Origin of the sequence: Devosia sp. LjRoot16 (assembly GCF_964252795.1) — a bacterium.
GTDB lineage: Bacteria > Pseudomonadota > Alphaproteobacteria > Rhizobiales > Devosiaceae > Devosia_A.
Window position 1 is genome coordinate 1,681,403 of record NZ_CAXUPH020000001.1, and the last position, 23,998, is coordinate 1,705,400.

Sequence of the window (23,998 nt, forward strand, 5' to 3'; positions counted from 1 at the left end):
AAATTGACTCTTCAACGACCCGAATCAATGGTGGGGGCATGGGAGAGGCAGCACTCAGCGATACGGTGATCTCGTTCCGCCTCAAGCGGGCGGAAGAGTTCGCGCGGCAGTGGAAGATCAACGCCAAGCGGCTGCAGAGCCTCGCCAACAACCCGCAGACGCCGGACTCGGTGCGGGCCGACGCGCTGGGCGAAGCGCGAACGGCGGCGGGGATCGTCGGGCAGCGGGCCACCGATCTCACCGAACTCGCCAAGCAGCGCGGGTTTTCGGCGTGGGAGTCGGACCCCAAAGTGGCGCCGCTGGTGGTGGAGATCCGGGCGGTCGAGCATGCGCTGAGCTATGCGGCGGATGCGCTGAGCAAGTAGGCCATGCTGCGGCTCCACTGCCCAGCCAGCAACTCCGGGTCGGCGCTTAGGCCCGACTGATAGAGACGGCCCCTCCCGGCCTCCCCCATGAAGGGGGAGGTGAAGAGTCGAGGCTCTGTCTTCGATCATGCAAAACACACCGGCGGGGCACCTCCCCCTTCATGGGGGAGGATGGGAGGGGGCCGTCTGCCGGCGGTCAGTCGCCTCCCGCCACGCGGGTGGGGGAGCAGTCTCATTGCCCCATCTGAATTACAGCGGCCTTGTCTGGGAGGTCGACCGGGGGCATTTCGGAGAAGCTGAGGGCGCCGGGGTCGCCGATGGTTTCGGCGCCTTCGCCGCCGCCGCTGGCCTGGCGGTTGGCGTTGCCGTCGGTGTTGATGGCGCCCTGGCCCTGCTGCTGGGCGGTCTGGGCCGCATTGGCCTCGGCATTACCCGTGGCGGCGAACTGGCCGAGCACCTTGCCACCGCCTTCGATCTGCTGCTGCGCGGAGGCGACCTCGGTGGCGATTTCCACCTTGTAGGGCACCTCAAAAGCGCGGGGCGGGCCGATGACGATCTGGCGGTCGTCGACTTCCTCGACCCAGAGGTAGATGGCGCCGGGCAGGTTGCCGAGCTTGTCGGGCTCGACGATGCGGGTGGCGAGGAGGCCGAAGCGCTTGGGCAGGTCGTCCGAGCTGGCCCAGCCGACGAGCCCGGTCATGGTGAAGTAGAGCACGATCACCCCCGCGAGCGTCACGACGATGGCGCCGGCCTTGATCCACCATTTCCACAGCGAGGTGAGGTTGAGGCTCAGGAGCAGCAGTGCCAGGACGAGGAACAGCGCGACTGCACCGGCAATGACCAGCGGGCTCATTTGCGGACCGCCTGGATCAGTGAGACCGGCACGGTGTTGATGCCGCTGACGGTGCCGTCCTTGTCGAGGCTGAAGCGCACCACGGTCTTCTCGTCGCCTTTGTGATCGAGGACCAGCGTGTCGTAGTAGACCACCGACAGCTTGGGATTGATCTTTTCGACCTTCACCGTCACCGGCACCGCGGCAGCGCTGGGGTTGGTGAAGTGGTAGACGTTGATGGTGTAATCGCCCGGCAGGATGCCGCGGATGGTCACCGTCTCCTGGTTCAGCGCGATGTGGTGGGTGACGCCATTGACGGTGACTTCGTCGAGATAATTGCCGCGATCGTCGCGATCGAGAGTGACGAAACCCTTCTGCATCGAGTGGTACCAGACGACGTTGCCGGTCGGGTCCTCGACATAGGTGTCGATGTCGTCGTCGTTATCATCGGGCCAGGTGGTGGTGATGATGAACTCGGCATTGGTGTCGATGATGCCCGATTTGGCATCCGGCCGGATCAGCGCGAAGGCGACGAACACCATCATGGTGAAGCCGAGCAGCACGTTGAACAGGATGTCGGTGAACGGGACGAAGGTGCCGTCGTCGCCCTCGGCGCCGGTGAAGAGGCTAGGCCCGTCCATCGTGGCTCCGCTCGATCGCCGGGACGACATAGATCTCGGAGACTTCGGCGATCCCGGAGAACAGCTCGCCGATGGCGGCATCGAGCTGGAAATACTGGAACTTCAGGATCAGCGCGGTGGCGATACCGGCGACGGTGACGTTGAGCGCCACGGCCATGCCGCCGGTCATCCCACTGAGTGCGCCGCGCAGCGTGTCGGCCTCGAACGAGGTGAGGCCGGCGATCGGGATCAGCATCAGGATGAAGCCGATGGCGGTGCCGAGCAGCGCCAGGCGCAGCAACCCTTCGGAGACGAACAGCCCGAGCTTTTCGCGGGCCCGCAGTTTATCGGCGACCGAGCGCAGCAGCAGCGTCTGGTCGAGCTGGCCCTTGCCGCGGATCTCGGCCTTTTTCACCAGGTTGCCGACATGGGTGGTGAGGACGCCCGGCTCGAGCAGGGTGCCGGCGCCGGTCAGGACGTTGTTGCCGGCGAGGCGGAAGCCCGAGGCGCCCTCGGCTTCGATCACGGCGCGGGCCCGGCGGGCGGCGATCAGCTCGCGGCTGATGTCGATCGCCTGCACCAGGCAATGGAGGCTGGTGATGAGGAAGATGGCGAAGATCAGCAGCGAAATGCGGGTGTGGTCGGAGGCGAGCACCGAGCCGAGGAAGCCGAGCTGCCACAGCGTCACGAGGCCAATCGCCACCAGCACGTTGACAATCAGCCAGCGCAGCACCGGGTTGTAGTCACGCCTCTCGATGGGCGGTCCGATGACCGCCGCCTTTACGTCGTCCAAGACCCGTTCCTCCACACCCGGTCGGCTCGCCTCGTTCGGGACGGGGAGCGCGATGCTTCAGGTTGCTGCCACCGCTAGCATGGCCGGCCAATCGCCTCTGCCTATGCATCGCATTGGAAATGCCAACGACGCTGAAGCCGCGACAAAGTGACGATTGCTGCGCGACGCGGCTGCGTTCAGGCTGTGGCCGAAAGCTATGAGGTGGCGGGCAGTGACGGAGTGGCGTGAGCATAGCTATCGGCGGCTGATCGATGCGGAGACGCATGCGCGGCCGGTGCTGGGGATGACCCCGCCGATCCGCATCCGGCGGCTGGCGTTTATGAGCGCCGATGGCGGCAGCGACCTGAGGGCGCTGCACGGCCAGATGGCGGTGGTAGCCGGGGTGGCGCCGGAAGGGCCGGCCTGGGCGCGGCAGCTGGCCTTCAGCCGCGATGGGCGGCAGGTGACGTGGGAACTGCACAACGAGTTCGCCACCATGACCTGGAGCGGCGCGGCGGACGACTGGGACGCCAAGCCGACGGGAATCGGGCTCGAGCTGCACGAGAAGCTGCTGCTGGTGTTCGCCACCCGCATCGACGTGATGCCGACCGACACGATCGAGCCCGCGGCGCTCGCCGGGTTCAATCCGCTCAGCCTCTGCTACTCATCGATCTTCGATGATGGGGCGCAGGCGGCGACGGATTTCCATCTCGACGCCGATGGCTTCACCCGCTTCGAGGTGGCCGCGGGGCGGAGCGGCGAGTTGCGGATCGGGGTGATCGTCAGGCGGCTCCTGGAGATCGAGACCTATCGGACGATGGCGCTGATCGGGCTGCCGCTGGCGCGCGAGATGGGCGGGCGGGTCGCGACTTACGAGAACCAGCTGGCGGCGATCATGCAGCAGGTCGGGCAGGGCGGGGATACCGCCGAGGACCATCAGCTGTCGCTCGAGGCGCTGCATAAGCTCAGCGTCGATATCAGCCGCACGGTCGAGGAGACGAGCTTTCGCTTCGCCGCGACGCAGGCCTATGGCGAGGTGCTGGCCGAGCGGCTGACGCGGCTGCGCGAACACGCCATCGGCGAGTTCACCACCATCGAGCGGTTCCTCAACAACCGGGTGCAGCCGGCGCTCGCCACCTGCAAGGCGATGGAGAAGCGGCTGAGCGGCCTGACCGAGAAGGTGCGGCGCTCGATCTCGCTGCTCGACGCGCGGATCACCCTGTCGATCCAGACACAGAACCGCTCGGTGCTCGATGCGATCAGCCAGACCGGCCGCAGCCAGTACCGGCTGCAGCTGACGGTCGAGGGGCTGTCGATCATCGCCATCTCGTATTACGCGCTGGGGATCCTGGGCTATATCTTCGAGGGGCTGCACGAGGTGCTGCCATTCACCAAGGGCGAGATGCTGTCGGTGTCGGCACCGGTAGTGGTGGTGCTGGTGTTTCTGGGCATCCGGAGGTTGCGGAGCCGGCATTCGTGAGGGCAGGTTGCAAACCACCGGTGGATGGGGATGGTTGCGGTCTCTCACGGTAAGCAAGCAGCATGCCACTGGGACTGACCGAGGTCGCGGCGGCTGGTACACTCCGCCCCTGCGACGTGCGGTCGCTTGACTTGCAACCTTACGGGCCGCCAGAGATTGCCCATGTGACTAAGCCCGCGTGTCGTACGGCGGCTGTTTGGAGGAACGTTATGAAAGTCCTGGCTCTTGGTTTGGTGGTATCGGCCCTGCTGACAGGTTCGGCCTTTGCCCAAGGCGATGCGGCGGCCGGCGCCAATGTGTTCAAGAAATGCGCGTCCTGCCACGCGGTGGGCGAAGGCGCCAAGAACAAGGTGGGGCCGGAGCTCAACGAGCTGTTCGGCCGCGTCGCCGGCACCGCCCCTGATTTCAAGTATTCTCAGGCGATGACCGATGCGGGCGCCGGTGGTTTGGTGTGGTCGTCCGAGACGCTGCACCAGTTCCTCACCAAGCCCAAGGACTTCGTGAAGGGCACCAAGATGAGCTTCCCGGGGCTCAAGGAGCAGGCCGACCTCGATAATATCGTGGCCTACCTGCAGACCTTCTCGACCGCTCCAGCCGACGCTGCGGCGCCCGCCGAGCCGGCTGCTCCCGCGGCGCAGTAAGTCGAATCTGACAGCGTTATCAACGCCCTCTCCGGAAACGGGGAGGGCGTTTCTGCGCACCCCGCAAATGGGGGGTATGCGACCTTATATTGCCTTATCGAATGTGTCGTATTGTGATGACATAAGCGCCCACCATTCAGGGCCACAATGGATATCACCCTCAAGCAGATGCAGATCTTCCGCGCCGTGGTGATCGCAGGATCGATCACCAAAGCGTCGCGGCGCGTCGGGCTGAGCCAGCCTTCGATCAGCCAGCAGCTGGCCAAGCTCGAGGAGCGGCTGGGCACGCAACTGATCAATCGCAACCGCACCGGAACGGTCAGCCTGACGCCGTCGGGCGAGTACTGGTTTAAGTTCTCCGACGAGGTGCTCAGGAAGTTCGACCAGGCGATCGACGAACACGAGAAGCGCTATGTCGATAACCGGGTGTTCCTCAGGATCGGGCTGTCGCCCACGCTGCGCGGGCGGTTCCTGTCGGCGGCGGCGCGCATCGCCAGCGACGAGCAGGGCTTTGCCAAGTTCGAGGTGAGCTATGCCACCACCAGCAGCGAGCTGGTGGAGCAGTTGCGGCTGCACCAGCTCAACTGTGTGATCGTCAACGACGAAGCGCTGGCCGAGGACCGCTCGAGCTTCGCCACGGCCTTGCTGTTCCGCGATCCGATGGTGCTGCTGGTGCCGGCGGACCTGCCGGGCGGCATGCTGGAAAAGGCGCTGACCAAGGGGGTGAAGGCGTCGCAGCTCGATGCCTCGCTCACCCGCTATGTCGAGATCAGCGCCAATGTGCCGATGCGTCCGGTGTCGGACGCCTGGTATCGCTCGAACCTGCCCTATGCGACGCCGGCCTTCTCGGCGATGACCTATGTGGCGGCGACCGATATCGTGGCGGAGGGCCTCGCGACAACGCATGTGCCGCTGTCGCTGTTGCCGAGCCTCCCCAACTCGGTGCGGACGCGGCTCAGGGTCTATACGCTCAGCGGCATGGACCGCTCGATCGTCCTCGCCATGCCCAAGCACCTGATGACGCTGCCGGGCTATGCCAACATCTTCAAGCGGCTGACCGACTTCTGCCGGCACGAGTACGCCCAGAACGTCCCTGCCGACAGCGTATTGGAGCTGCCGACGCCGGAGCGGGCGCGGCTGGAAAAGGAACTGGTGGGCGGGCGGGTAACCGCCGGGGTGCAGCAGAATTTCCAATAGATGACATAGGCAAACTCCCCCGCGCATCGGTCTTATGTGGCGCCAGTGTGCCAAACAAGAACGATCCTGAAGGGGGAGACCAATGCACCTGAAACACCTGATGTCCGCCATGTTGGCTGGCAGTATGCTGGTCCTGCCGGGGCTGGCCCTCGCTGCGGATGTGACCGCCGCGCGGCTTTCCGCCGCGGGCAGCGAAGCGGAAGCCGGCAACTGGCTGATGGTGCATCGCACCTATGATGCGCACCGCTATTCACCGCTCAGCGAAATCACTCCCGAGAACGTCTCGGGCCTGAAGCTCGCCTTCGCGGTGCCGCTCGGCGGCTCGGAGCCGGCCGGGTTCGGCGCCGGCTCGATGGAAGCAACGCCGCTCGCCAAGGACGGCTTCCTCTACATCTCCGACCCCTGGGGCACGCCCTACAAGATCGACGCTTCAGACGGCAAGCAGGGCAAGACCGTGTGGGTCGGCGATACCGGCGTCGACAAGGACCCGAGCCGCGGCATCCTGCTCGCCTCGCGCGGCCTGGCGCTGGTCGACAACCTGGTGATCACCGCGCTCAATGACGGTCGCGTCATGGCGTTCGACGACGAGACCGGCGACGTGGTGTGGGACCAGCAGGTCGGCAAGGAGCCGGGCGAAGGCTTCACCAATGCGCCGCTGGTGGTGAAAGACAAGATCCTTGTCGGCCAGTCCTATGGCGACTGGGCGACCCGCGGCTGGGTGGCGGCGCTCGACGCCAAGACCGGCGAAGAAGTCTGGCGCTTCTACACGGTTCCCGAGCCGGGCCAGCCCGGCTCCGAAACCTGGCTGTGCGACCAGTCGGGCAACCCGGACTGCTGGAAGACCGGCGGCGCGGCGGCCTGGGTGACGGGTTCGTATGATGAAGCCAGCAACGTGACCTATTGGGGCACGGGCAACCCGGTGCCGATGTACGATCCGGAATATCGTCCGGGCGACAACCTCTATTCCAACTCGACCGTGGCGCTCGACGCCGATACCGGCGAGCTGAAGTGGCACTTCCAGTACACCCCCGGCGACTACATGGACTATGACGAGGTCGGCGCCCAGCTGCTCGTCGATGCCAAGGTTGACGGCGAAGACCGCAAGGTCCTGGCGCATTTCGGCCGTAACGGCATCTTCTACACGCTGGATCGCACCAATGGCTCGTTCATCGCGGCCAACCCCTATGTGTCGAAGCTGAACTGGACCAAGGGCATCGATCCCAAGACCGGCAAGCCGGTTGAGTATGATGCGTCCAAGCCGCTCCAGGTCTATGCCAATGGCACGATGCGTCGTGGCGGCGAGACGGTGAACACCTGCCCGAACATCCAGGGCGGCATGAACTTCTGGCCCCCGGCGGTCGACTCGACCTCCAACATCGCCTATGGCGCCGGCATCGAAGGCTGTTCCGACCTGACCATCGAAGTGCGCGCTCCCGAAGACGTGGTGCCCGGCGCGACGACTTTCGCGGGTGGCGCGGCGGCGGCTTCCGGCGCCCAGACCGGTTCGATCTTCGCCTTCGACGTCACCACTGGCAAGCAGGTCGCCAGGATCGAGCGTCCGTATCCGAACTATGCCGGCGTGATGACCACGCCGGGCCTGGTGTGGACCGGCGAGATGGATGGCACCTTCGGCGCCTATGACGCCAAGACGCTCGAGCAGAAGTGGTCGATCAACATGGGCGGCACGTTCAGCGCTCCGCCGATCGCCTTCAAGGTCGGCGACAAGGAGTATATCGCGATCGCGGCCGGCGGCAGCGCCGTGACCACCTTCGGTTACCCCGAGCTCGCCAACCGTCCCGCGGCCAACGTGCTCTACGTGTTCGCGCTCTGACAGCGGCCCGCGACCATCCCCAAGCTAACGATGCCGGGCGGTTTCCTACCGCCCGGCACAGCTCATTGAAGAAAGAAGAGTCTTAGATGTCGCTCCTCAACCGCAAATCCCTGGCGCTGCTCGTCGCGGCCGGCCTCATCGCGGTCACCCCGTTGGCGCTCCATGCCGCGCAGCCGCCGGCCAACGCCCCGGCAGCAGAGACTGCCGCTCCCGCCGAGGCGCCGGCGGCCGATGCCGCGGCGGTCGAACTCGATCCGCTGCTGGCCGGCGCCGACATCAACCGCGGCGTCGTAGTTTATGGCAGCAAGGGCGGCAACTGCGTCTCCTGCCATGGCTGGGACGGTAATGGCCTGGGCAAGAACCCGCGCTCGGAAGGCGCCGCGGCGCTGCTGCGCGACTCCGGCCTCGATGCGCAGGGCTTCATCGAGATCATCAGCTGCGGTATCCCGGGCACGCCGATGCCCTATCACGATGCCTCGGCCTATAAGGACGATCGCTGCTACGGCATGACCAAGGCCGACTTCGAGGAAGGCCAGATGCCGCACAAGGGCAAGTCGCTGAAGAAGGAAGATATCATCAGCCTCGTCGCCTACATCCAGACCCACATCCAGGGAAAGCCCAAGGCGACCTACGAGGATTGCGCCTTCTATTTCGGCGCCTCGGCCGAGAAGGCCTGCGCCTTTTTGAAGAAGTAAGCGATGCGGCTCGGTCTGCTGCGACTTTGCCTTGGTGTGCTCGGTGCGCTGGCGGTGACCCCGCCGGCGCTGGCGCAGTTCGACGCCAACCTCGTGCCGAAATACACTATCTGGGACATCAAGTTCGGGTTGCCCGTCAGCCAGATTCCGCCGGCTGAAGTCGCCGAGATCGCCTGCGGCACCAATGGCGGGCCGCCCTCGACATCGCTCAAGGATTTCTCCGAGTTCGAGAAGTGCCCGGCGGAACAGAGCGGGCTGCACGAGGTGTATTTCACCAATGACGACGAGGCCGACTACATCGCCAAGGCGCTGGAGACCGAGTATCGCGTCATGCAGGGCGGCAACTCGATCTATGCCCATCCGGTGGTGTTCTCGGTGCTGATCGACGCCGAGGGGATGGCGCGCGGCATCCGCGTCGTCACCGACGAGCGGGCGGCGGACCGCGAGCGGCGGGTGGCGATGACGCTGTCGCGCAACCTCAAGTCGCGTTATGGGCGCTGGGCGCAGAGCTGCGAGGACCTGCCCCCGACCGACGGGCAACTGCCGGTGGGCAAGATCTTCGTGCATGAGATCTGCACCGCGGACAGCCCGGAGGGCGACGCACGGATGCGGCTCGAGGCCACCTATTTCCGCAAGAAGGGGCAGACCTCGATCAACCTCGAGACCCAGCAGATCAACAAGAACTACTTCCAGTCAGCAACGCGGCTCGAGGTGGTGCAGAAGCCGTATGAGCCGGACACGCGACCAGTACGATGAGGAGAGACCCGATGCGCATGGGGCTGTTGGCGTTGCTGGTGCTGGTGCCGGGCGCAGCCCTGGCCAGCCCGGCGGACGAGCTGCGGAGCGGCGCGCGCACCGAGTGCCGCGGCTGCGACCTCAGCAATGAGAGCTTCAAGAAGCTCGACCTCAGCGGCGTTGATCTAAGCGGGGCCAACCTCACCAATGCCAGCTTTCACCGCACCACCCTCAAGGGCGCCAAGCTCAGCGGCGTCATGGCGGAGGGAGCCAATTTCAACCTCGCCGATCTGAGCCGTGCCGACCTGAGCGGCGGGCATTTCAAGGATGCGATGTTCTATGAGGCGCAACTGTCCGGCGCCAAGCTTGGCAAGGCGGATCTCACCGCCACGCGCATGCAGCATGCGCGGCTGACCGGCGCTGACCTCCGCGGCGCCGATCTCGACTGGGCGGTGATGAAGGAGGTGCGGCTCAATAATGCCGACCTCACCGGCGCCTCGCTGGAGCGCACCAATTTCGAGAAAGCGAGTCTCGGGCGGACGAAATTCGACGGCGCCACCATTACCAGCGCCGGGTTCTTGCAGGCGACGGCGGCGGGAGCCAGTTTCGCGGACGCCAAGGTGTCGCTGACCGACTTTTACGGCGCGGCGCTCGACAATGCCGATTTTGCCGGCGCGGTGCTGAGCGACAACCGCTTCACCCGGGCCAGGCTGAAGCTCGAGCAGTTTGCCGACGCGACGTACACACGCAACATCCTGCCGGACGGGCGGGTGCAGGGGGCGGAATGATGCATGGGAAACTGAGCCTTGCCGCGCTGGCACTGATCTCGGCGGTGTCGGGCGCTACGGCGCAGGAAGTAGTGAGCGGGGCGGCCAAGGTGGTCGATGCCGATATCGTCATGGTGGAAAAGCAGCGGGTGATCCTCTGGGCGGTGGATGCCCCGGAGCGGCCGCAGAAATGCTTTGTCGGCGACCTCCTGTGGGATTGCTATGGCGCGGCGCGCCAGGCGCTGGGCGAGCTGATCGCTTCGGGTGAAGCCAGCTGCACGCTGACGCCGGGCGAACCGGACAAGTTCAACCGGCGCTATGGGGTATGCACATCAGGGGGCAAGGATATCGGCGCCGAGCTGGTGCGGCTCGGCATGGCGCGGGCCTTCGTCGAGCAGGGCGACGACTACGTGGCTGAGGAGGAGGAAGCCAAGGCGGCGGCGATCGGGGTGTTCCAGCCGGGCGCCAAGATCGATGCGCCGTGGGAGTTCCGGAAGACCGATCCACGGAATTATCGCTGAGTGCTGGCCGACGACAGATAGGCCGGCGCGGGCTGACCCCCACCCCTGTCCCCTCCCCCTTGCGGGGAGGGATTAAGGGTGGGGGTCCACAGCCACCAGCGGTAGCAGCTACTCCACCACAGCCACCGGCTTCACCCCGGTCAGCGCGATATAGGCATCCGCCAGCGTCTCAGCCCCTGCTGCGGCGATGATCTCCGCCGGTGTGCCCACCCGGATGATCTTGCCGGCAACGATCAGGGCGATGCGGTCGGCGTGTTCGACTTCCTCGACCAGGTGGGTGGCCCACAGGATCGAGGTCTGGTGTGTATCGCGGAGGCCGCGGATGTGCTGGCCGAGAAGTTTGCGGGTGCTGGGGTCGAGGCCCACCGACGGCTCATCCATCAGCAGCAGCGAGGGCTTGTTGAGGGTAGCGCGGACGATCTCGATGCGGCGCTGGTTGCCGCCCGAGAGGGTGCGGACCGGCTTGTCGATCAGTTCGGTGACGGCGAAGAAGGCCGCGGAGGTGTCGATGCGTTCGTTGAGCAGCTTGCCGGAGAGGCCGAACAGGTTGCCGTGGAATTTGAGGTTGGCACGCACGCTCATGTCGAGATCGAGCGAGCGCGACTGGAACACCACACCGAGGCGCTTGAGGATTTCGGACGCCTGGTCGCGGTAGCTCATGGCGAACAGTCTGACCGCGCCGCCATCGGGCGAGAACAGGCCCGAGCAGATCTGGAACAGGGTGGATTTGCCGGCGCCGTTGGGGCCGAGCAGGCCGACGATCTCGCCCGGGGCGATGTCGAGTGAGACGCCCTTCAGGGCTTCGTGGCTGCCATAGGACTTTCTCACACCGGTCAGGGTGAGGATGGGATCGGTCATGGCAGCTGATGCTCCCCGGTGCCGACCGAGGCGGCGATCTGGTTGGCGATGGCGTCGCGCTGCTCGCGGCTGCGTTGGCCACGCGGGATATCGAAGCGGTAGTCGGCGGTGATGCGGGCGGGGCGACCGCTCAGTACGATGGCGCGGTCGGCGAGCATCGCTGCATCTTCGGGCAGGTGGGTGACCAGCAGCACGGTGGGGTGGCTCGCCGCGATCAGCGCGAACAGCACCTCTTCCATCTCGCGCACCAGGGTGCGGTCGAGCGAGACGAAGGGCTCGTCGAGCAGCAGGAGACGCGGATTGACCGAGAAGGCGCGAGCCAGCGCGACACGCCGCTGCATGCCGCCCGACAGCTCGTGCGGGAAGTAGTGCTCGAAACCGCTGAGGCCGACCCGGCCGAGCATCTCGATGGCCTCGGCCTCGGTGGTTTGGGGGCGGACGGCGCGGATGTTGTCGATGGCCGTGAGCCAGGGGAGGAGACGGGCATCCTGGAATACGAACCCTGCGGGAGGGGCAGCGGCAGCTGGCATCCCGTCGACACTGATGGTACCCGAGAACAGCCTGTCGATGCCGCCGACCATGCGCAACAGAGTGGATTTGCCGACGCCGGAGGGGCCGACCAGCGCCACCACCGAGGAGGGCTCGATCATGAGCTCGAAGCGCTCGAGCAGCGGCTCGGGCAGGAAATCGAAGCGCTTGCCGGCGATGGCGATATCGAGACGGGGACCACTCATCGCGGCTGCCGCCATTTCAGCACCCGGCGCTCGAGCGGCCGGAGGATCAGGTACTCGAAGACGAAGACCACCAGGATGAAGGCCGTGGTGTAGGCGAAGATGCCCTTGATGTCGAAGAACTGGAAGAACACCGAGATGCGGAAGCCGACGCCGCCATCGGAGCCCAGCACCTCGAAGACGAGGACGATCTTCCAGATCAGGCTCAGCCCGGTACGGGCGGCAGCGAGGACGAACGGCATCAGCTGCGGCACGGCGATCAACCGCAACTGGCGCAGGAACGGCATGCGGAAGGCGCGGCCGAGATCGTCATAGGCCGGATCGAAGCTGCGCACCCCCTCGCGAATGGTGGCGATGACCAAAGGCAGCTTGTTGAGCACCACGGCGAGGATCAGCGCGAATTCGGTGAGGCCGAGCCAGATATAGAGCACGATGGCGATGACGATGGCCGGGACGTTGAGGCCGACCACCACCCAGGCGGAGAACAGCCGGTCGGCGACGCGCGAGCGGCCGAGCCCGATGCCGATGGCGGTGCCGAGCGCCATGGCGATGACGAAGGCGATGACGGCGCGGGTCAGGGTCTTGCCGAGATCGGGCAGGAGTTTTCCCGTCGTCGCCAGCGTCCAGACGTGGGCGCCGACATCGATCGGGGTGGGGAACAGGCGCGACGGGAACAGCATGGCGAGGATCTGCCAGGCAGCCAGCAACAGCAGCAGGCTGACGAGCTCGAGGGGGATGCCTCGTCTCGCCGCGCGCTGCTGCTGCTTGTCAGGGATTCCGGCTGCGGTCCTGCCGTGGCGCAGTTCAACGGCTATTTGCGATAGCCTTTCCAGAAGGTGCCGTCGGCCAGTTCGGTCGAGTCACCGACGACGTCGGGGCCGCCGAACTTGGCCATGACCGCGAAGGACTCTTCAGCCGGCTGCATGCTGGAGGCGGCGTATTTGGTGACGATGCCGGCGCGGTAGTCATCGCGCAGCTGGGCGAACAGCTTGTCGTCATCGCCGACATTCATCACGTCGCGGATCTTGTCCCACAGCGCGTCGTCGGTGAGCAGCGCGTTCTTGGTCTCGAAGCTGGCATCGAGGAAGCCCTTGATGGCGGCCTTCTTGTCGCGACCGGTCTCGTCGAAGAAGGCCCAGCCGAGCAGCGGCGGGGTTTCGGAGACGCCGAGATCGGCGAGCATCGTGGCGACCGAGATCAGCTCGGTCTTCCCCGCCAGCTTGGCGCGCGAGTTCCAGTTCCAGAGGTTGAGCGCCGCCTGGGCCTGGCCACCGGTGATCAGCTCGTTGACCAGGGGGGGCGCGCCGAACTTGGCATCGGCATCCTCGGTGAGGTTGCCGCCGGTCAGCTTGTTGTAATAGGCGGCGAGGATGACATAGCTCTTGTCGACCGGGCTGCCGGAGACGGCGAGGGTCTTGCCCTTGAGATCGGCGACGCTGGCGATGCCGGCGGCCGGATCGACCATCAGTCCGCCGACGGTCAGCGAGTGCGGCACCATGGTGACCATGTTACCCTGGTGGCGCTGGATCGAGACCCAGACGAAATCGGAGAGGATGACGTCAACCTGTTTGGCCTGCAGGGCGATCTGGCCGGCCTTGCTGTCTGCGACGTCGCGGATGTCGAGCTTCAGGTGATGCTTCTTGTCGAGCTCGAGCGCCTGCATGGCGGCCAGCTCCCATTTCACCGTGCCGGTGGCCTGCACGCCGAGCGACAGTTTTTCCGGCTCGCCATGCTGGGCGAAGGCACCGGAGGTGAAGCCGATCGCGAGGGTCATCCCCAGCAGAGCGGCCTGTAGAATTTTGCGCATGGTTCCTCCTGGGAACGCGAGAATAGCAGTGGTAGGTGCAGCGCTAGCACCCGGGATCATTGGGCTTGGCTATATCATGTATTGCGGCTGGCGGGTTGCTGGTGCGTGTCGGGACAGCAGATTGTAAATTGCGATAACGCTGATCGAAACTGCCTATGGGGGGCCACCAAATGCACAAACTTCTCGTCGCCGCGACTGCTGCTCTGCTGTTCACCGGTGGGGCGCAGGCGGAGGGTAATCTTGCCGCCAATGGCACCGACCTGACGCTCGAAATCAACACGGCGGATCTGAAGTTTTCGCAGGAGGTGTGGGAGCTCGAGACCGGCAAATACTACCAGCTCGATATCACCTCGGACGGCAATGAGGAGATCGCCGTGGTGGCGCCCGAGCTGTTCCGCAACTCGTGGATCAACCAGATCGTCGTCAACGACCTCGAGACCAAGGTGTGGGGCCTCTACTCGATCGAGTTCGACGATGCCGGTACCTTCAACATCTCGTTCGTGCCGATCCGGCCGGGCGAGTATGAAATCTACGTGCCGGGCTACGAGAACCGCGGCCTCAAGGGGAAGTTCATCGTCAAATGAGGTTCACCCGACGCACATTCGTCGCGACGGCGACGGCACTGCTTGCTGCAAGCGCGGTGCCGCGTGCCGTCGCCAAGGGTACGGGGATGATTTTCGTCTCCACTGAGAAGGGCAACGAAGTGGTGGTGCTCGACCAGTCGCTGGCGGTGGTGAAACGCATCGCCACCTCGCGGCGGCCGCGCGACATGCACTTCAATGCGGCCAAGGAGCTGCTCTACGTCGCCTGTGGTGACGATGACGCAATCGACGTGATCGACGTGGCGAGCCTCGAGGTGGTGGACTCGATCCCCACCGGGCCGTCGCCGGAAGTGTTCGCCTTCTCGCCGGACGAGAAGGTGATCTACGTCTCGAATGAAGAGGACTCGCGGCTCGAGGCGATCGACATGGAGACACGGGTCTCCATCCAGGACATCCCGACCGGGGCCGAGCCGGAGGGCGTGCTGGTGATGCCGGATGGCAAGACCGCCTACGTGACCTCGGAAGTTGCCGACATGGTGCATGTGGTCGACACCACCACCGGTGCGGTGACCAAGAACATCCTGGTCGGCACCCGGCCGCGCCGCTTCATCCTGACACCGGATGGAACGGAACTGTGGGTCAGCTGCGAGCTGTCATCGGAGATCTACATCATCGATACGGCCAGCAACGAGATCAAGGGCGACAGCCTGATCTTCGTGCCGCCCGGCTTCCGCGAGGAAGACGTGACACCGGTGGGGATGGCGGTGACCAAGGATGGCAGCAAGATCCTGCTCAGCCTGGGGCGCGCCAACCATATCGTCATCATCGACGGCAAGACGCACGACGTGCTGCAATATGTGCTGGTGGGCAAGCGCGCCTGGTCGGTGGATCTCTCGAGCGACGAGTCCCGGGCCTATGTGGCGAACGGGCTGTCGGACGACATCACAGTGATCGACATGGCTTCGATGAAGCCGATCAAGTCGGTGCCGGTGGGACGCGTCCCGCATTCGGTGGTGATCGATGATTAGTGCGAACACCCCTCACCCGTCCCGGCTTCGCCGGTCCACCCTCTCCCCGACGGGGAGAGGAATGGTGCCTCGATCTGGCCGCCGCGCTTCTTCTCCCCGTCGGGGAGACCGGACGAGGGCGGAGCCCTCGCCGGGAGGTGGCGCGCAGCGCCGGATGAGGGGTCTTTTTCTCCGCCTCCTCCCCCTGGCGGCGTCGCTGCTCCTGAGCGGCGCCGCATTTTCTGCAGAGGTGAAGATCGGCTATCTGGGGCTGAAGGACGATCCGCGCTATCACCCCGACCTCGTCTATACGCGCATCGAGATCGCGCCCGGCGGCAACCCGATCGACGGGGCGACGATGGGTGTCGAGGAGATGAAGGTGGTGTCGGACGCGGTGGACCAGCAGGTGATGCTGGACCATCAGGAGGCGACCGACGTGGCATCGCTGGTGGCCAAGCTCGATGCGATGGTGAAGGCGGGGGAGCAGTTCGTCATTCTCGACCTGCCGGCCGAGCTGGTGGACCAAGTGGCCGGGCAAACCCGCGAGTGGCCGGTGACGCTGCTCAATGCCACGGCGCCGGAGGATTACCTGCGCCAGCGCTGCTATCCGAACCTGCTCCACACTGCCGCCTCGGACCGCATGCTGTCCGACGCCATGGTGCAACTGCTCCGTACCCGCAACTGGACCAAGGTGCTGATGCTGGTGGGGGCCGAGCCGCGCGACAAGGCGATGGCGGCGGCGTTCCGCGCTTCGGCCGAGCGGCAGCGCTTCAACATCGTCGACGAGCGCGAGTTCACCCTCGCCACCGACCCGGCCAATCGCGAGCGGAACAACTCGCTGCTGATCACCGGCAATGCCGACTACGACGTGGTGTTCGTCGCCGACCACCAGGGCGAGTTCTCGCGCTACCTGCCCTACGACACACAGCTGCCGCGGCTGGTGGTCGGCTCCACCGGGCTGGTGGCGTCGGAGTGGCAGTGGAGCTGGGACCGCGATGGCTCGACCCAGGTGACTTCGCGCTTCGAGACCCTGACCAAGGGGCGACGGATGACCGGGCAGGACTGGTCGAGCTGGATCGCCGCCAAGGCCATCGTCACCGCCTATGCCAAGGCGCGGACCGGCGAATACCAGAAGACCGCCGACTATATCCGCGGCAACCGGTTGAAGATCGATGGGGCCAAGGGCGTGCAGCTCAACTTCCGGCCGTGGGACGGGCAGATGCGGTTCCCGATCGTGCTCGCAACGCATAACGCCGTCATCGCCGAGGCGCCGCTCGAAGGTTTTCTGCACCAGACCAACGTGCTCGATACACTGGGCACCGATGAGCCGGAGCACAAGTGTCAGTAAGCGTGCAGCACCTGTGGCTTGGGGTCTACGCCATCACCTGGCGGGAGATCGCTAAGTTCCTGCGCCAGACCGAGCGGCTGCTGTCGGCCCTGGTGCGCCCGGCCTTGTGGCTCATCGTCTTCGCCACCGGCCTGCACGACCTGCTCGGCGTTTCGATCGTGCCGCCGTACCAGACCTATACGCCCTACCAGGAATATATCCTGCCGGGGCTGGTGGGCATCGTCATCCTGTTCCAGTGCATGCAGTCGGCGCTGTCGATGGTCTATGACCGCGAGGCCGGGGTGATGCGGGTGATGCTGGTAACGCCGCTGCCGCGCGGCTTCCTCCTCTTCGCCAAGATCACCGGCGCCACGATCCTGGCGCTGCTGCAGGCCTATGCGTTCCTCATCGTCGCGAAACTGGTCGGCTATGGGGTGCCGGATTTGGGCTACCTGACCGCCATTCCGGCGATCATCCTTGCCGGGCTGATGCTGGGCTCGATCGGGTTGCTGGTGTCGGTCTACACGCCGCAGATCGAGAACTTTGCCGGGATGATGAACTTCGTAGTGTTCCCGATGTTCTTCCTGAGCTCGGCGCTTTACCCGCTGTGGAAACTCAGGGAGTCCGGCGCTGAGATCGTCTACTGGCTGAGCGTGGTGAACCCGTTCACCCATGCGGTGGAGCTGATCCGCTTCGCCATGTACGGCCAGCTCAATCTCACCTCGTTCGGCGTGGTGGCGGGGTGTGCGGCGGTGGCGTTTTTGCTCGCGGCCCGCGGCTACGATCCGCAGGCCGGGGCGATCCGCAAGGTGAAGCGGGATTAGGCTAGCTGCCTGCGACACGCGGCGGACAGGCCGGTGCGCACAGAGCACCCCCTCCCCTGTCCCCTCCCCGCAAGGGGGAGGGAAACGCTCCCACCAGCGTCAGTGTTTTGGTCTCCTCCCCCCTTGCGGGGGAGGGACAGGGTGGGGAGTGCTCTTTCGGCACCGAACTAGCGATCGCGGGACGAAGGCGCCATGCGCCCAACGCACAGCCCGCCTGTCATCCACACGTCTTTGTGACAATTGACGACAACGTTAGCAGCATTACCATCCGGGTCCCGCACTGCGACCCCGAATGCGGGACGAAGGGCTGGCGGGCCCCATCGTTCCCGCGCAGTGCGCGATACAGGAGAAGAACAGATGACATCCTTCATGACACTCTCACGCCGGCGCTTTGCGCAGGCGGCGCTGCTGCTCGTCGCGACCACCGCGCTGAGCACCCCGGTGCTGGCCGCCGACCTCAAGATCGCGATGATCCTGCCCGGTCCGATCACCGACAATGACTGGAACTCGGTGGGCTATAACGGCCTCGAAGCCGCCGGCAAGGCGCTGGGGGCGGAAGTCGCCTATGTCGAGAACGTCACCGACGCCGATGCCGAACGGCTGCTGCGTGATTTCGCCGAGCGCGGCTACAAGCTGATCTTCGCGCACAGCTTCTCGTTCGGCGATGCGGCGCTCAATGCCGCCGAGGATTTCCCCGACACCACCTTCATGGCCGGCACGGCAGCGGAACTGGCGCCGAACCTCGGCACCTATTCCAACCCCGACTACCAGGGCGCCTACCTCGCCGGGATGCTGGCGGCCGGGACTTCGAAGACCGGCTCGGTCGGCTGGGTCGGCGGCATGCCGGCGCCCAATATGCTGGCCAACCTCCACGCCTATGAGGCGGGCGCCAAGGAGGTGAAACCCGAGATCAAGGTACTCCATACCTTCATCGGCTCGTGGTTCGATCCGCCCAAGGCCAAGGAAGCCGCCATCGCCCAGGTCGAGCAGGGCGCCGACGTGCTGTCCGCACAAGGCGTCGGGGTGATCGATGCGGCGATCACCAAGAAGGTGTTCGCGCTCGGCGCCATGACCGACCAGAACCATCTCGGCCCCGAGGCGGTGCTGACCAGCGTCACCTGGGACCTCGGGCCGCTGGTGACGGCAGTCGGCCAGGCGGTGCTCGACGGCACCTGGAAGAGCGAGAACTGGTCGTATGGCGTTGCCGCCAACTCGGTCGGGCTCGCCGATTTCCACGGGCTCGACAAGAACGTCGATCCGGCGGTGCTGAAGGCGGTCGAGGACAAGATCGCGGCGATCAAGGCCGGCACGTTCGAGGTGCCGCTCGATACCAGCGAAGTGCAGTAAGCGGGCAGTGTCACAACTGATCGCAGCCGCGGCGGTGGCGATGCGGAACATCCGCGTCGCCTTCGGCCCGGTGGTGGCCAATGACGATGTGAGCTTCGCCGTAGAGCCGGGAGAGATCCACGCGCTGCTCGGCGAGAACGGCGCCGGCAAGACCACGCTGATGCGGGCGCTGGCCGGGCTGATCCAGCCGCAGGCCGGGTCGATCGAGATCGGCGGGCAGCCGGTCACGATCGACGGCCCGCTGGAGGCGCGGCGGCTCGGTATCGGCATGGTGCACCAGCACTTCATGCTGGTGCCGACGCTGACGGTCGCCGAGAACATCGCCCTGGGGCTCAAGGAGGTGCGGACCTGGTTTCCGCGCCTCGACCAACTGGCCGACGAGATCGACGCGCTGGGCGCTCGCTACGGCCTAGCGGTCGATGCGCGGGCGTTGGCCGGCGAGCTGTCGGTGGCGAGCCAGCAGCGTGTGGAGATCGTCAAGGCGCTCTATCGCGGCGCAAAAATCCTGGTGCTGGACGAGCCGACCGCGGTGCTGACGCCGCAGGAGGCGGCGGCGTTGTTTCCCGTGCTGCGCGCACTGGCAGCCGCCGGGACGGCGATCGTTTTCATCTCGCACAAGCTCAATGAAGTGATGGCGGTCACCGGCCGGATCACCGTGCTCAGGCGCGGCAAGGTGGCGGGATCGCTGCGGACGGCCGAAACCGAACCGCGCGAGATCGCCCGCATGATGGTGGGCGGCGAGGTGACGCTGCCGCAGCTCGAGGGCATACCCGTTGCCGGACGGCCGCTGCTGGAGGTCGATCGGCTGGGGCTGACCGACGCGCGCGGGGTGCGGCGGCTCGAGGGGGTGAGCCTCTCGGTCGGCGCCGGCGAGATCGTCGCGGTGGCGGGGGTCGACGGCAATGGCCAGCAGCAGCTGGCGGAAGCGATCGTCGGGCTGCAGCGGCCCGATACCGGGCGGGTGCTGATCGACGGGGTCGAGATGACCCACCGGCCGGTAGCCGAGCGGATCGCGGCGGGGCTGGCGCATATCCCGGAGGATCGGCACCGCACGGCGATCTTCGAAAAGCTGTCAGTCACCGACAATGCCGTGGCTGAAGAAGCCGGGCGGCCGCGCTTTGCCTGCTGGGGCCTGCGGCGGCAGGGCGAGACGCGGGCTTTTGCGGCGCAACTGGTGGCCGATTACGATGTGCGGCTGGGCAGCGTTGAACAGGCCATCGGTTCGCTCTCGGGCGGCAACCAGCAGAAGGTGGTGCTGGGGCGGGCGCTGAGCCGTGACCCGCGGCTGGTGGTTGCGGTGCAGCCGACGCGCGGACTGGATATCGGGGCGACGGCGTTCCTGCAGAGCCAGTTGCTCAAGCGGCGCGCCGCCGGGGCGGCGGTGCTGCTGATTTCGACCGAGCTCGACGAGGTGCTGGCGCTGGCCGACCGGATCGTCGTGCTGTTCAAGGGACAGGTGACGGGCGTGGTGGCGCGAGCCGATTTCAGCGTCGAGAAACTGGGGCTGCTGATGGCCGGGAGGACGGCATGAGCGAGAGTGCATCGGCGGCCGCTATCGGCTTCGCCCGACGCTGGCTGCTGCCACGCTCGGTGCTGTCGGGCATGCTCTGCGTGCTTGCCGCCTTCGCTATCGGGGCACTGCTGATCGCGGCGATCGGGCGCGACCCGGTGCTCGCCTATCTCAGCCTGTTCGAGGCCTCGCTGGGCAGTACCAACGGGCTCGCCGAAACGGCGATCCGCACCGTGCCGCTGGCGTTCTGCGGCATCGGCATCGCACTGGCCTTCCGCGCCGGGGTGTTCAATGTCGGGGCCGAGGGGCAGCTGTTCATCGGCGGCGTCGCGGCGGCCTGGATGGGGCTGCAGCTTGGCGGCCAGCCGCAATGGCTGGTGCTGCCGGCCATGGCTCTCGCGGCGGCGGTCGCCGGGGCGGGCTGGTCGGCGATCGCCGGGGTACTGAAGCTGAAGTTCCGGGCGGACGAGCTGATCACCACCATCATGCTCAACTACATCGCCATCTACTTCGTCGGCTACCTGCTGCATGGGCCGCTGCAGGATCCGGGCTCGCCCTTGGCGCGCACGGCGCGGCTCGCGGCCGAGGCGCGGCTGCCAATGCTGCTCGAGGGCACGCGGCTCCATGCCGGATTGCTGCTGGTCGTCGTCGTGGCGATCGTCGCGCAGGTGTTCCTGTGGCGTTCGGTGGCGGGGTTCCGCCTGCGGGCCGTCGGGCACAATGCACGCGCCGCCGAGAATACCGGAATGAACGTCAAGGCGGCGCTGTGGACCGGCTTCCTGATCTGCGGGGCGCTGTCGGGGCTCGCCGGCTTCTCCGAGGTCGCCGGGGTGCAGCGGCGGATGATCGAGAACCTGTCGCCGGGCTTTGGCTATACGGCAATCATCGTGGCGCTGCTCGGCCAGACCAATCCGCTCGGGGTGCTGGCGGCAGCGGTGCTGTTCGCGGCGCTGCAGATCGGCTCGACCACCATGGAATCGGCGGCCGGAGTGCCGAGCGCGCTGACCACGGTGATCCAGGCCCTGGTGGTGCTGCTGCTGATCGGCCAGAACGCCCTGCCGCGGCTGTTCCGCCGCCGCGCCGTGGTGGGGAGCTGAACCATGGAGTGGCTTGCCGATCCGGTCCTCGCCGGGTTCATCGCCGCGAGCGTCCGGCTGTCGATCCCGATCCTCCTCGCGGCTTTGGGCGGGATGTTCGCGGAAAAGTCCGGAGTGCTGAATATCGGGCTCGAGGGCATGATGCTGATCGGCTGCTTTACCGGCTTCATCACCGTGCACTTCAGCGGCAACCTGTGGCTCGGCGCCGGCGTCGCCGTACTGATCGGCGCCATCGCGGGGCTCGGACTGGCGTTCTATGCAGTGACGCTTCGATCCAACCAGGTGGTGGTGGGGATCGCCTTCAACCTGCTGATGCTCGGCGTTTCGGCGTATTTCTTCCGTCTGGCCTTCGGCTCGGGCACCGCGTCGCCGCGGATCACGCCATTCGCGCCGATCGATTTCGGGCCGCTGGGGGAGATCCCGATCCTCGGGCCGCTGCTGTTCCAGCATGACCCGCCGACCTACCTGTCACTGGTGCTGGTGCTGGGCGGCTGGCTGGTGATGCAGCGCTCGACCATCGGGCTGTCGATCAAGGCGGTAGGCGAGCATCCGGAAGCGGCGGAGACGCTGGGGCTCGATCCGATCGCCATCCGTTATGCGGCGGTGGCGGTGAGCGGGGCGCTGGCGGGGCTCGGCGGTGCGTTCCTGTCGATCAGCGCGACCGGGGTGTTCCTCGACAACATGACGGCGGGTCGCGGCTATATCGCGCTAGCCATCCTGATCCTCGGGCGCCGGCATCCGTTCGGGGTGCTGGTCGCGGCGCTGCTGTTCGGCGCGGCCGAAGCGCTGCAACTGAGGGCGCAACTGCTGCCGAGCGGCGTGCCGCTGCAGTTCCTGATCATGCTGCCTTATGTGCTGACCATCGTGGTGCTGGCGGTGTCGGCGACCCGCAGCGGCGCTCCGGCGGCTTTGGGCCAGCCCTATGAGAAGGGCGGTGTCTGACCTGGGGGCCCCTCCGGCAGCGGCGGAATGGGCTCGCCCTTGGCGATGCGGAGTGGGTTGGCGAGGTCGGTGGTGCCGACATAGCCGGGGTTGGGGGTTCGCCAGTCCGCTCCGTAGATGGTTTCGAGCAGGCGCTCCGGCGGATCCGGGATCAGCACCTTGAGGCCGTCGAGGATTTCGATTTCGCGCAGGCGATCGAAGCTCTGGAGTGGAAAACGGGCGCCCTGGTAAACGCCATCGAGGGGGTTCAGGCAGATCATCTCGCCGCCGGCCGGATAGAAGACGTCGAAATCGGCGTGCAGCACGTAATCGCGGCGCAGCAGGCGGAACTTGTAGCGCTCGTCGAGGACGAAGAAGTAGCCGCGCTCGACCATGCCGGAAACGAAGGCGACCTTATGGGCATAGTCGGCGGCGCTGAGGCCGAGGTCGATATCGGTATCGTGCGGGATCGGACGGCCATCGCGCACCGCCCCCAGCAGGGTGCCCCACATCAGATAGGGCCGAATGCCGACCTCGCGCGCCACCGCGTAGATGTCGGCGAGGAAGTCGCGGCCATGGATGGCGAGGCTGAAGCGGCGCAGGTTCTGGGTGTTGCGAAGGTTCATGCCGCTGCGCACCAGCTGCCAGGCCAGCTTGGGATTGCGGGCGAAACCCCGGGTCAGCGTCGCGATGGGCCGCGACCAGGTGCGCCGATAGCGCGGCTTGAGCGGCTTCATCGCCCTCACCCTCGGCGGCCTGGCATTGCCGTCGGCCGATGTGTCGCGAGCCACTGGCGGGAGAGGGCGAGGTCAGCCGGGGTGCCCATTTCGATCCACTGGCGGCGATCGATGCGTTGGCCGAGAACGGTGCCGCCATCGGCGATCAGGCGGTCGCAGACGTTTGAAACGAACGCCTCCCGGTCAGCCGGGGTGGAGGCAATGGCGGCCTCGGCCGCGCCGACGAACGCCTCGCCACGGCGAAAATAGAACAGCCCGGCCACGGCGTCGCCGCTGATCACCTCTTTCTCGACGATCTGCGAGATGCGCCCCTGCGGATCGACAAGGGCATAGGCATCGCTCGGCTGGGTCGAGGGGAAGATCAGCACGCCGCCATCGGCCGATGCACCGCGCAGGCGGCCGAGAAAGGCCGAGATATCGATGGTGAAAAAGCAATCGCAATAGGCGACGAGCAACTCGTCATCCGGCCCGAGCAGCGGCGCCGCAAGAAGCGCTGTCGCTGCGGGGCCGCGGGTCACCGCGTCGGAGAGCACCAGTTCATGGCCGGGGGCTAGGGTGGCGAACAGGTCGGCCAGCCGGTGCCGGCGGGCGTGCTCGGCCTGGCAGACGAAGATGAAGCGGTGCGGTTCGGCGAGGCGCAGGTAATCGACCACGTACTCGATCATCCGGCGGCCGGGCTGCACCTCGATCAGCGGCTTGGGCACGCGTTCGGCGGTGCCCTCGAAACGCGAGCCGCGGCCGGCCATCGGGATGACGATGTTGATCAAGCTACCGTCCCGAGGTGATCAGGTGACTTGCCGTGCCCAGATCCGGCGCGTCGACGAGAAGTGGTAG

At 66.1% G+C, this 23,998-nt stretch carries 25 protein-coding genes and 1 pseudogene; 17 read left to right on the forward strand and 9 right to left on the reverse strand.

Annotation, left to right across the window (positions count from 1 at the left end):
- Positions 1 to 38: 38 nt before the first annotated feature.
- Entirely contained in the window at positions 39 to 365 is a 327-nt protein-coding gene (locus ACSQ23_RS07965; RefSeq protein WP_055874998.1) for a hypothetical protein, read from the forward strand.
- A gap of 232 nt (positions 366 to 597) precedes the next feature.
- Here the strand turns inward: ACSQ23_RS07965 and ACSQ23_RS07970 are convergent, their stop codons facing one another.
- The 3 genes from ACSQ23_RS07970 to ACSQ23_RS07980 are packed head-to-tail and all read right to left on the reverse strand — an operon-like array spanning position 598 to position 2,610.
- The gene (locus tag ACSQ23_RS07970) at positions 598 to 1,218 is read right to left on the reverse strand and encodes a hypothetical protein (protein WP_055993988.1); all 621 of its coding nucleotides are present in this window, start codon (positions 1,216 to 1,218) and stop codon (positions 598 to 600) included.
- Positions 1,215 to 1,838, reverse strand: a complete 624-nt coding sequence (locus ACSQ23_RS07975; RefSeq protein ID WP_055875004.1) for a hypothetical protein — start codon at positions 1,836 to 1,838, stop codon at positions 1,215 to 1,217. Before ACSQ23_RS07975 ends, ACSQ23_RS07970 begins: the two co-directional genes overlap by 4 nt.
- Complete coding sequence (locus ACSQ23_RS07980) at positions 1,825 to 2,610, reverse strand: hypothetical protein (protein ID WP_055993986.1); 786 nt, start codon at positions 2,608 to 2,610, stop codon at positions 1,825 to 1,827. The genes ACSQ23_RS07975 and ACSQ23_RS07980 overlap by 14 nt, the downstream gene beginning before the upstream one ends.
- 211 nt (positions 2,611 to 2,821) lie before the next feature.
- Here ACSQ23_RS07980 and ACSQ23_RS07985 point away from each other — a divergent pair, with 211 nt between their 5' ends.
- The 8 genes from ACSQ23_RS07985 (at position 2,822) to ACSQ23_RS08020 (ending at position 10,456) form a co-directional block, all read left to right on the forward strand.
- Positions 2,822 to 4,069 carry a DUF3422 family protein gene (locus tag ACSQ23_RS07985; protein WP_436090275.1) on the forward strand — a complete coding sequence of 416 codons (1,248 nt, stop codon included), beginning with the start codon at positions 2,822 to 2,824 and terminating at the stop codon, positions 4,067 to 4,069.
- A 209-nt stretch (positions 4,070 to 4,278) separates the two neighbouring features.
- The gene (locus ACSQ23_RS07990; RefSeq protein ID WP_055875014.1) at positions 4,279 to 4,710 is read left to right on the forward strand and encodes a c-type cytochrome; all 432 of its coding nucleotides are present in this window, start codon (positions 4,279 to 4,281) and stop codon (positions 4,708 to 4,710) included.
- Positions 4,711 to 4,857: 147 nt separating this feature from the next.
- A complete protein-coding gene (locus ACSQ23_RS07995) occupies positions 4,858 to 5,907 on the forward strand; it encodes a LysR family transcriptional regulator (protein WP_436090276.1) in 1,050 nt (349 codons plus the stop codon).
- 82 nt (positions 5,908 to 5,989) lie between these two features.
- Complete coding sequence (locus ACSQ23_RS08000; RefSeq protein ID WP_055875020.1) at positions 5,990 to 7,738, forward strand: pyrroloquinoline quinone-dependent dehydrogenase; 1,749 nt, start codon at positions 5,990 to 5,992, stop codon at positions 7,736 to 7,738.
- Positions 7,739 to 7,824: 86 nt separating this feature from the next.
- Entirely contained in the window at positions 7,825 to 8,433 is a 609-nt protein-coding gene (locus ACSQ23_RS08005; RefSeq protein WP_055993980.1) for a c-type cytochrome, read from the forward strand.
- A gap of 3 nt (positions 8,434 to 8,436) precedes the next feature.
- Positions 8,437 to 9,189, forward strand: a complete 753-nt coding sequence (locus tag ACSQ23_RS08010) for a hypothetical protein (protein ID WP_436090277.1) — start codon at positions 8,437 to 8,439, stop codon at positions 9,187 to 9,189.
- 11 nt (positions 9,190 to 9,200) lie between these two features.
- Positions 9,201 to 9,956, forward strand: a complete 756-nt coding sequence (locus ACSQ23_RS08015; RefSeq protein WP_055875030.1) for a pentapeptide repeat-containing protein — start codon at positions 9,201 to 9,203, stop codon at positions 9,954 to 9,956.
- Positions 9,956 to 10,456 (forward strand): thermonuclease family protein, encoded by a 501-nt coding sequence (locus ACSQ23_RS08020; protein WP_436090278.1) that lies wholly within the window; start codon positions 9,956 to 9,958, stop codon positions 10,454 to 10,456. The genes ACSQ23_RS08015 and ACSQ23_RS08020 overlap by 1 nt, the downstream gene beginning before the upstream one ends.
- Positions 10,457 to 10,564: 108 nt before the next feature.
- On the opposite strand, the pseudogene ACSQ23_RS08025 reads toward ACSQ23_RS08020, so the two are convergent.
- From ACSQ23_RS08025 to ACSQ23_RS08040, 4 genes and pseudogenes are all read right to left on the reverse strand, one after another.
- A pseudogene (locus tag ACSQ23_RS08025) lies at positions 10,565 to 11,242 on the reverse strand (ATP-binding cassette domain-containing protein); the annotation flags it as partial.
- A gap of 68 nt (positions 11,243 to 11,310) precedes the next feature.
- Entirely contained in the window at positions 11,311 to 12,048 is a 738-nt protein-coding gene (locus ACSQ23_RS08030; protein WP_436090279.1) for an ABC transporter ATP-binding protein, read from the reverse strand.
- Positions 12,045 to 12,752, reverse strand: a complete 708-nt coding sequence (locus ACSQ23_RS08035; RefSeq protein WP_200940396.1) for an ABC transporter permease — start codon at positions 12,750 to 12,752, stop codon at positions 12,045 to 12,047. The genes ACSQ23_RS08030 and ACSQ23_RS08035 overlap by 4 nt, the downstream gene beginning before the upstream one ends.
- 104 nt (positions 12,753 to 12,856) lie before the next feature.
- Positions 12,857 to 13,852 (reverse strand): ABC transporter substrate-binding protein, encoded by a 996-nt coding sequence (locus ACSQ23_RS08040; RefSeq protein ID WP_436090280.1) that lies wholly within the window; start codon positions 13,850 to 13,852, stop codon positions 12,857 to 12,859.
- A gap of 170 nt (positions 13,853 to 14,022) precedes the next feature.
- On the opposite strand from ACSQ23_RS08040, the gene ACSQ23_RS08045 reads away from it, so the two are divergent.
- The 8 genes from ACSQ23_RS08045 (at position 14,023) to ACSQ23_RS08080 (ending at position 22,448) form a co-directional block, all read left to right on the forward strand.
- Positions 14,023 to 14,436, forward strand: coding sequence for a hypothetical protein (locus ACSQ23_RS08045; protein WP_436090281.1), 414 nt, complete (start codon positions 14,023 to 14,025; stop codon positions 14,434 to 14,436).
- Entirely contained in the window at positions 14,433 to 15,422 is a 990-nt protein-coding gene (locus tag ACSQ23_RS08050) for a PQQ-dependent catabolism-associated beta-propeller protein (RefSeq protein WP_436090282.1), read from the forward strand. Before ACSQ23_RS08045 ends, ACSQ23_RS08050 begins: the two co-directional genes overlap by 4 nt.
- Positions 15,423 to 15,576: 154 nt before the next feature.
- Entirely contained in the window at positions 15,577 to 16,749 is a 1,173-nt protein-coding gene (locus ACSQ23_RS08055; protein WP_436090283.1) for an amino acid ABC transporter substrate-binding protein, read from the forward strand.
- Entirely contained in the window at positions 16,740 to 17,552 is an 813-nt protein-coding gene (locus ACSQ23_RS08060) for an ABC transporter permease (RefSeq protein WP_055993965.1), read from the forward strand. Before ACSQ23_RS08055 ends, ACSQ23_RS08060 begins: the two co-directional genes overlap by 10 nt.
- Positions 17,553 to 17,909: 357 nt before the next feature.
- On the forward strand, positions 17,910 to 18,899 hold the full coding sequence (locus ACSQ23_RS08065; RefSeq protein WP_055875054.1) for a BMP family protein: 990 nt from the start codon (positions 17,910 to 17,912) through the stop codon (positions 18,897 to 18,899).
- A gap of 7 nt (positions 18,900 to 18,906) precedes the next feature.
- Positions 18,907 to 20,430, forward strand: a complete 1,524-nt coding sequence (locus tag ACSQ23_RS08070; RefSeq protein ID WP_436090284.1) for an ABC transporter ATP-binding protein — start codon at positions 18,907 to 18,909, stop codon at positions 20,428 to 20,430.
- On the forward strand, positions 20,427 to 21,506 hold the full coding sequence (locus ACSQ23_RS08075) for an ABC transporter permease (protein WP_436090285.1): 1,080 nt from the start codon (positions 20,427 to 20,429) through the stop codon (positions 21,504 to 21,506). Before ACSQ23_RS08070 ends, ACSQ23_RS08075 begins: the two co-directional genes overlap by 4 nt.
- 3 nt (positions 21,507 to 21,509) lie before the next feature.
- Positions 21,510 to 22,448: an ABC transporter permease gene (locus tag ACSQ23_RS08080; protein ID WP_436090286.1), complete on the forward strand. Its 939-nt coding sequence runs from the start codon at positions 21,510 to 21,512 to the stop codon at positions 22,446 to 22,448.
- Here ACSQ23_RS08080 and ACSQ23_RS08085 read toward each other — a convergent pair.
- Both ACSQ23_RS08085 and ACSQ23_RS08090 read right to left on the reverse strand, forming a co-directional pair.
- Positions 22,427 to 23,164 (reverse strand): LicD family protein, encoded by a 738-nt coding sequence (locus tag ACSQ23_RS08085; protein ID WP_436090287.1) that lies wholly within the window; start codon positions 23,162 to 23,164, stop codon positions 22,427 to 22,429. The two genes, ACSQ23_RS08080 and ACSQ23_RS08085, sit on opposite strands and share 22 nt — an antisense overlap.
- Before the next feature lie 5 nt (positions 23,165 to 23,169).
- Positions 23,170 to 23,931 (reverse strand): sugar phosphate nucleotidyltransferase, encoded by a 762-nt coding sequence (locus ACSQ23_RS08090; protein WP_436090288.1) that lies wholly within the window; start codon positions 23,929 to 23,931, stop codon positions 23,170 to 23,172.
- Between the last annotated feature and the right edge of the window lie 67 nt (positions 23,932 to 23,998).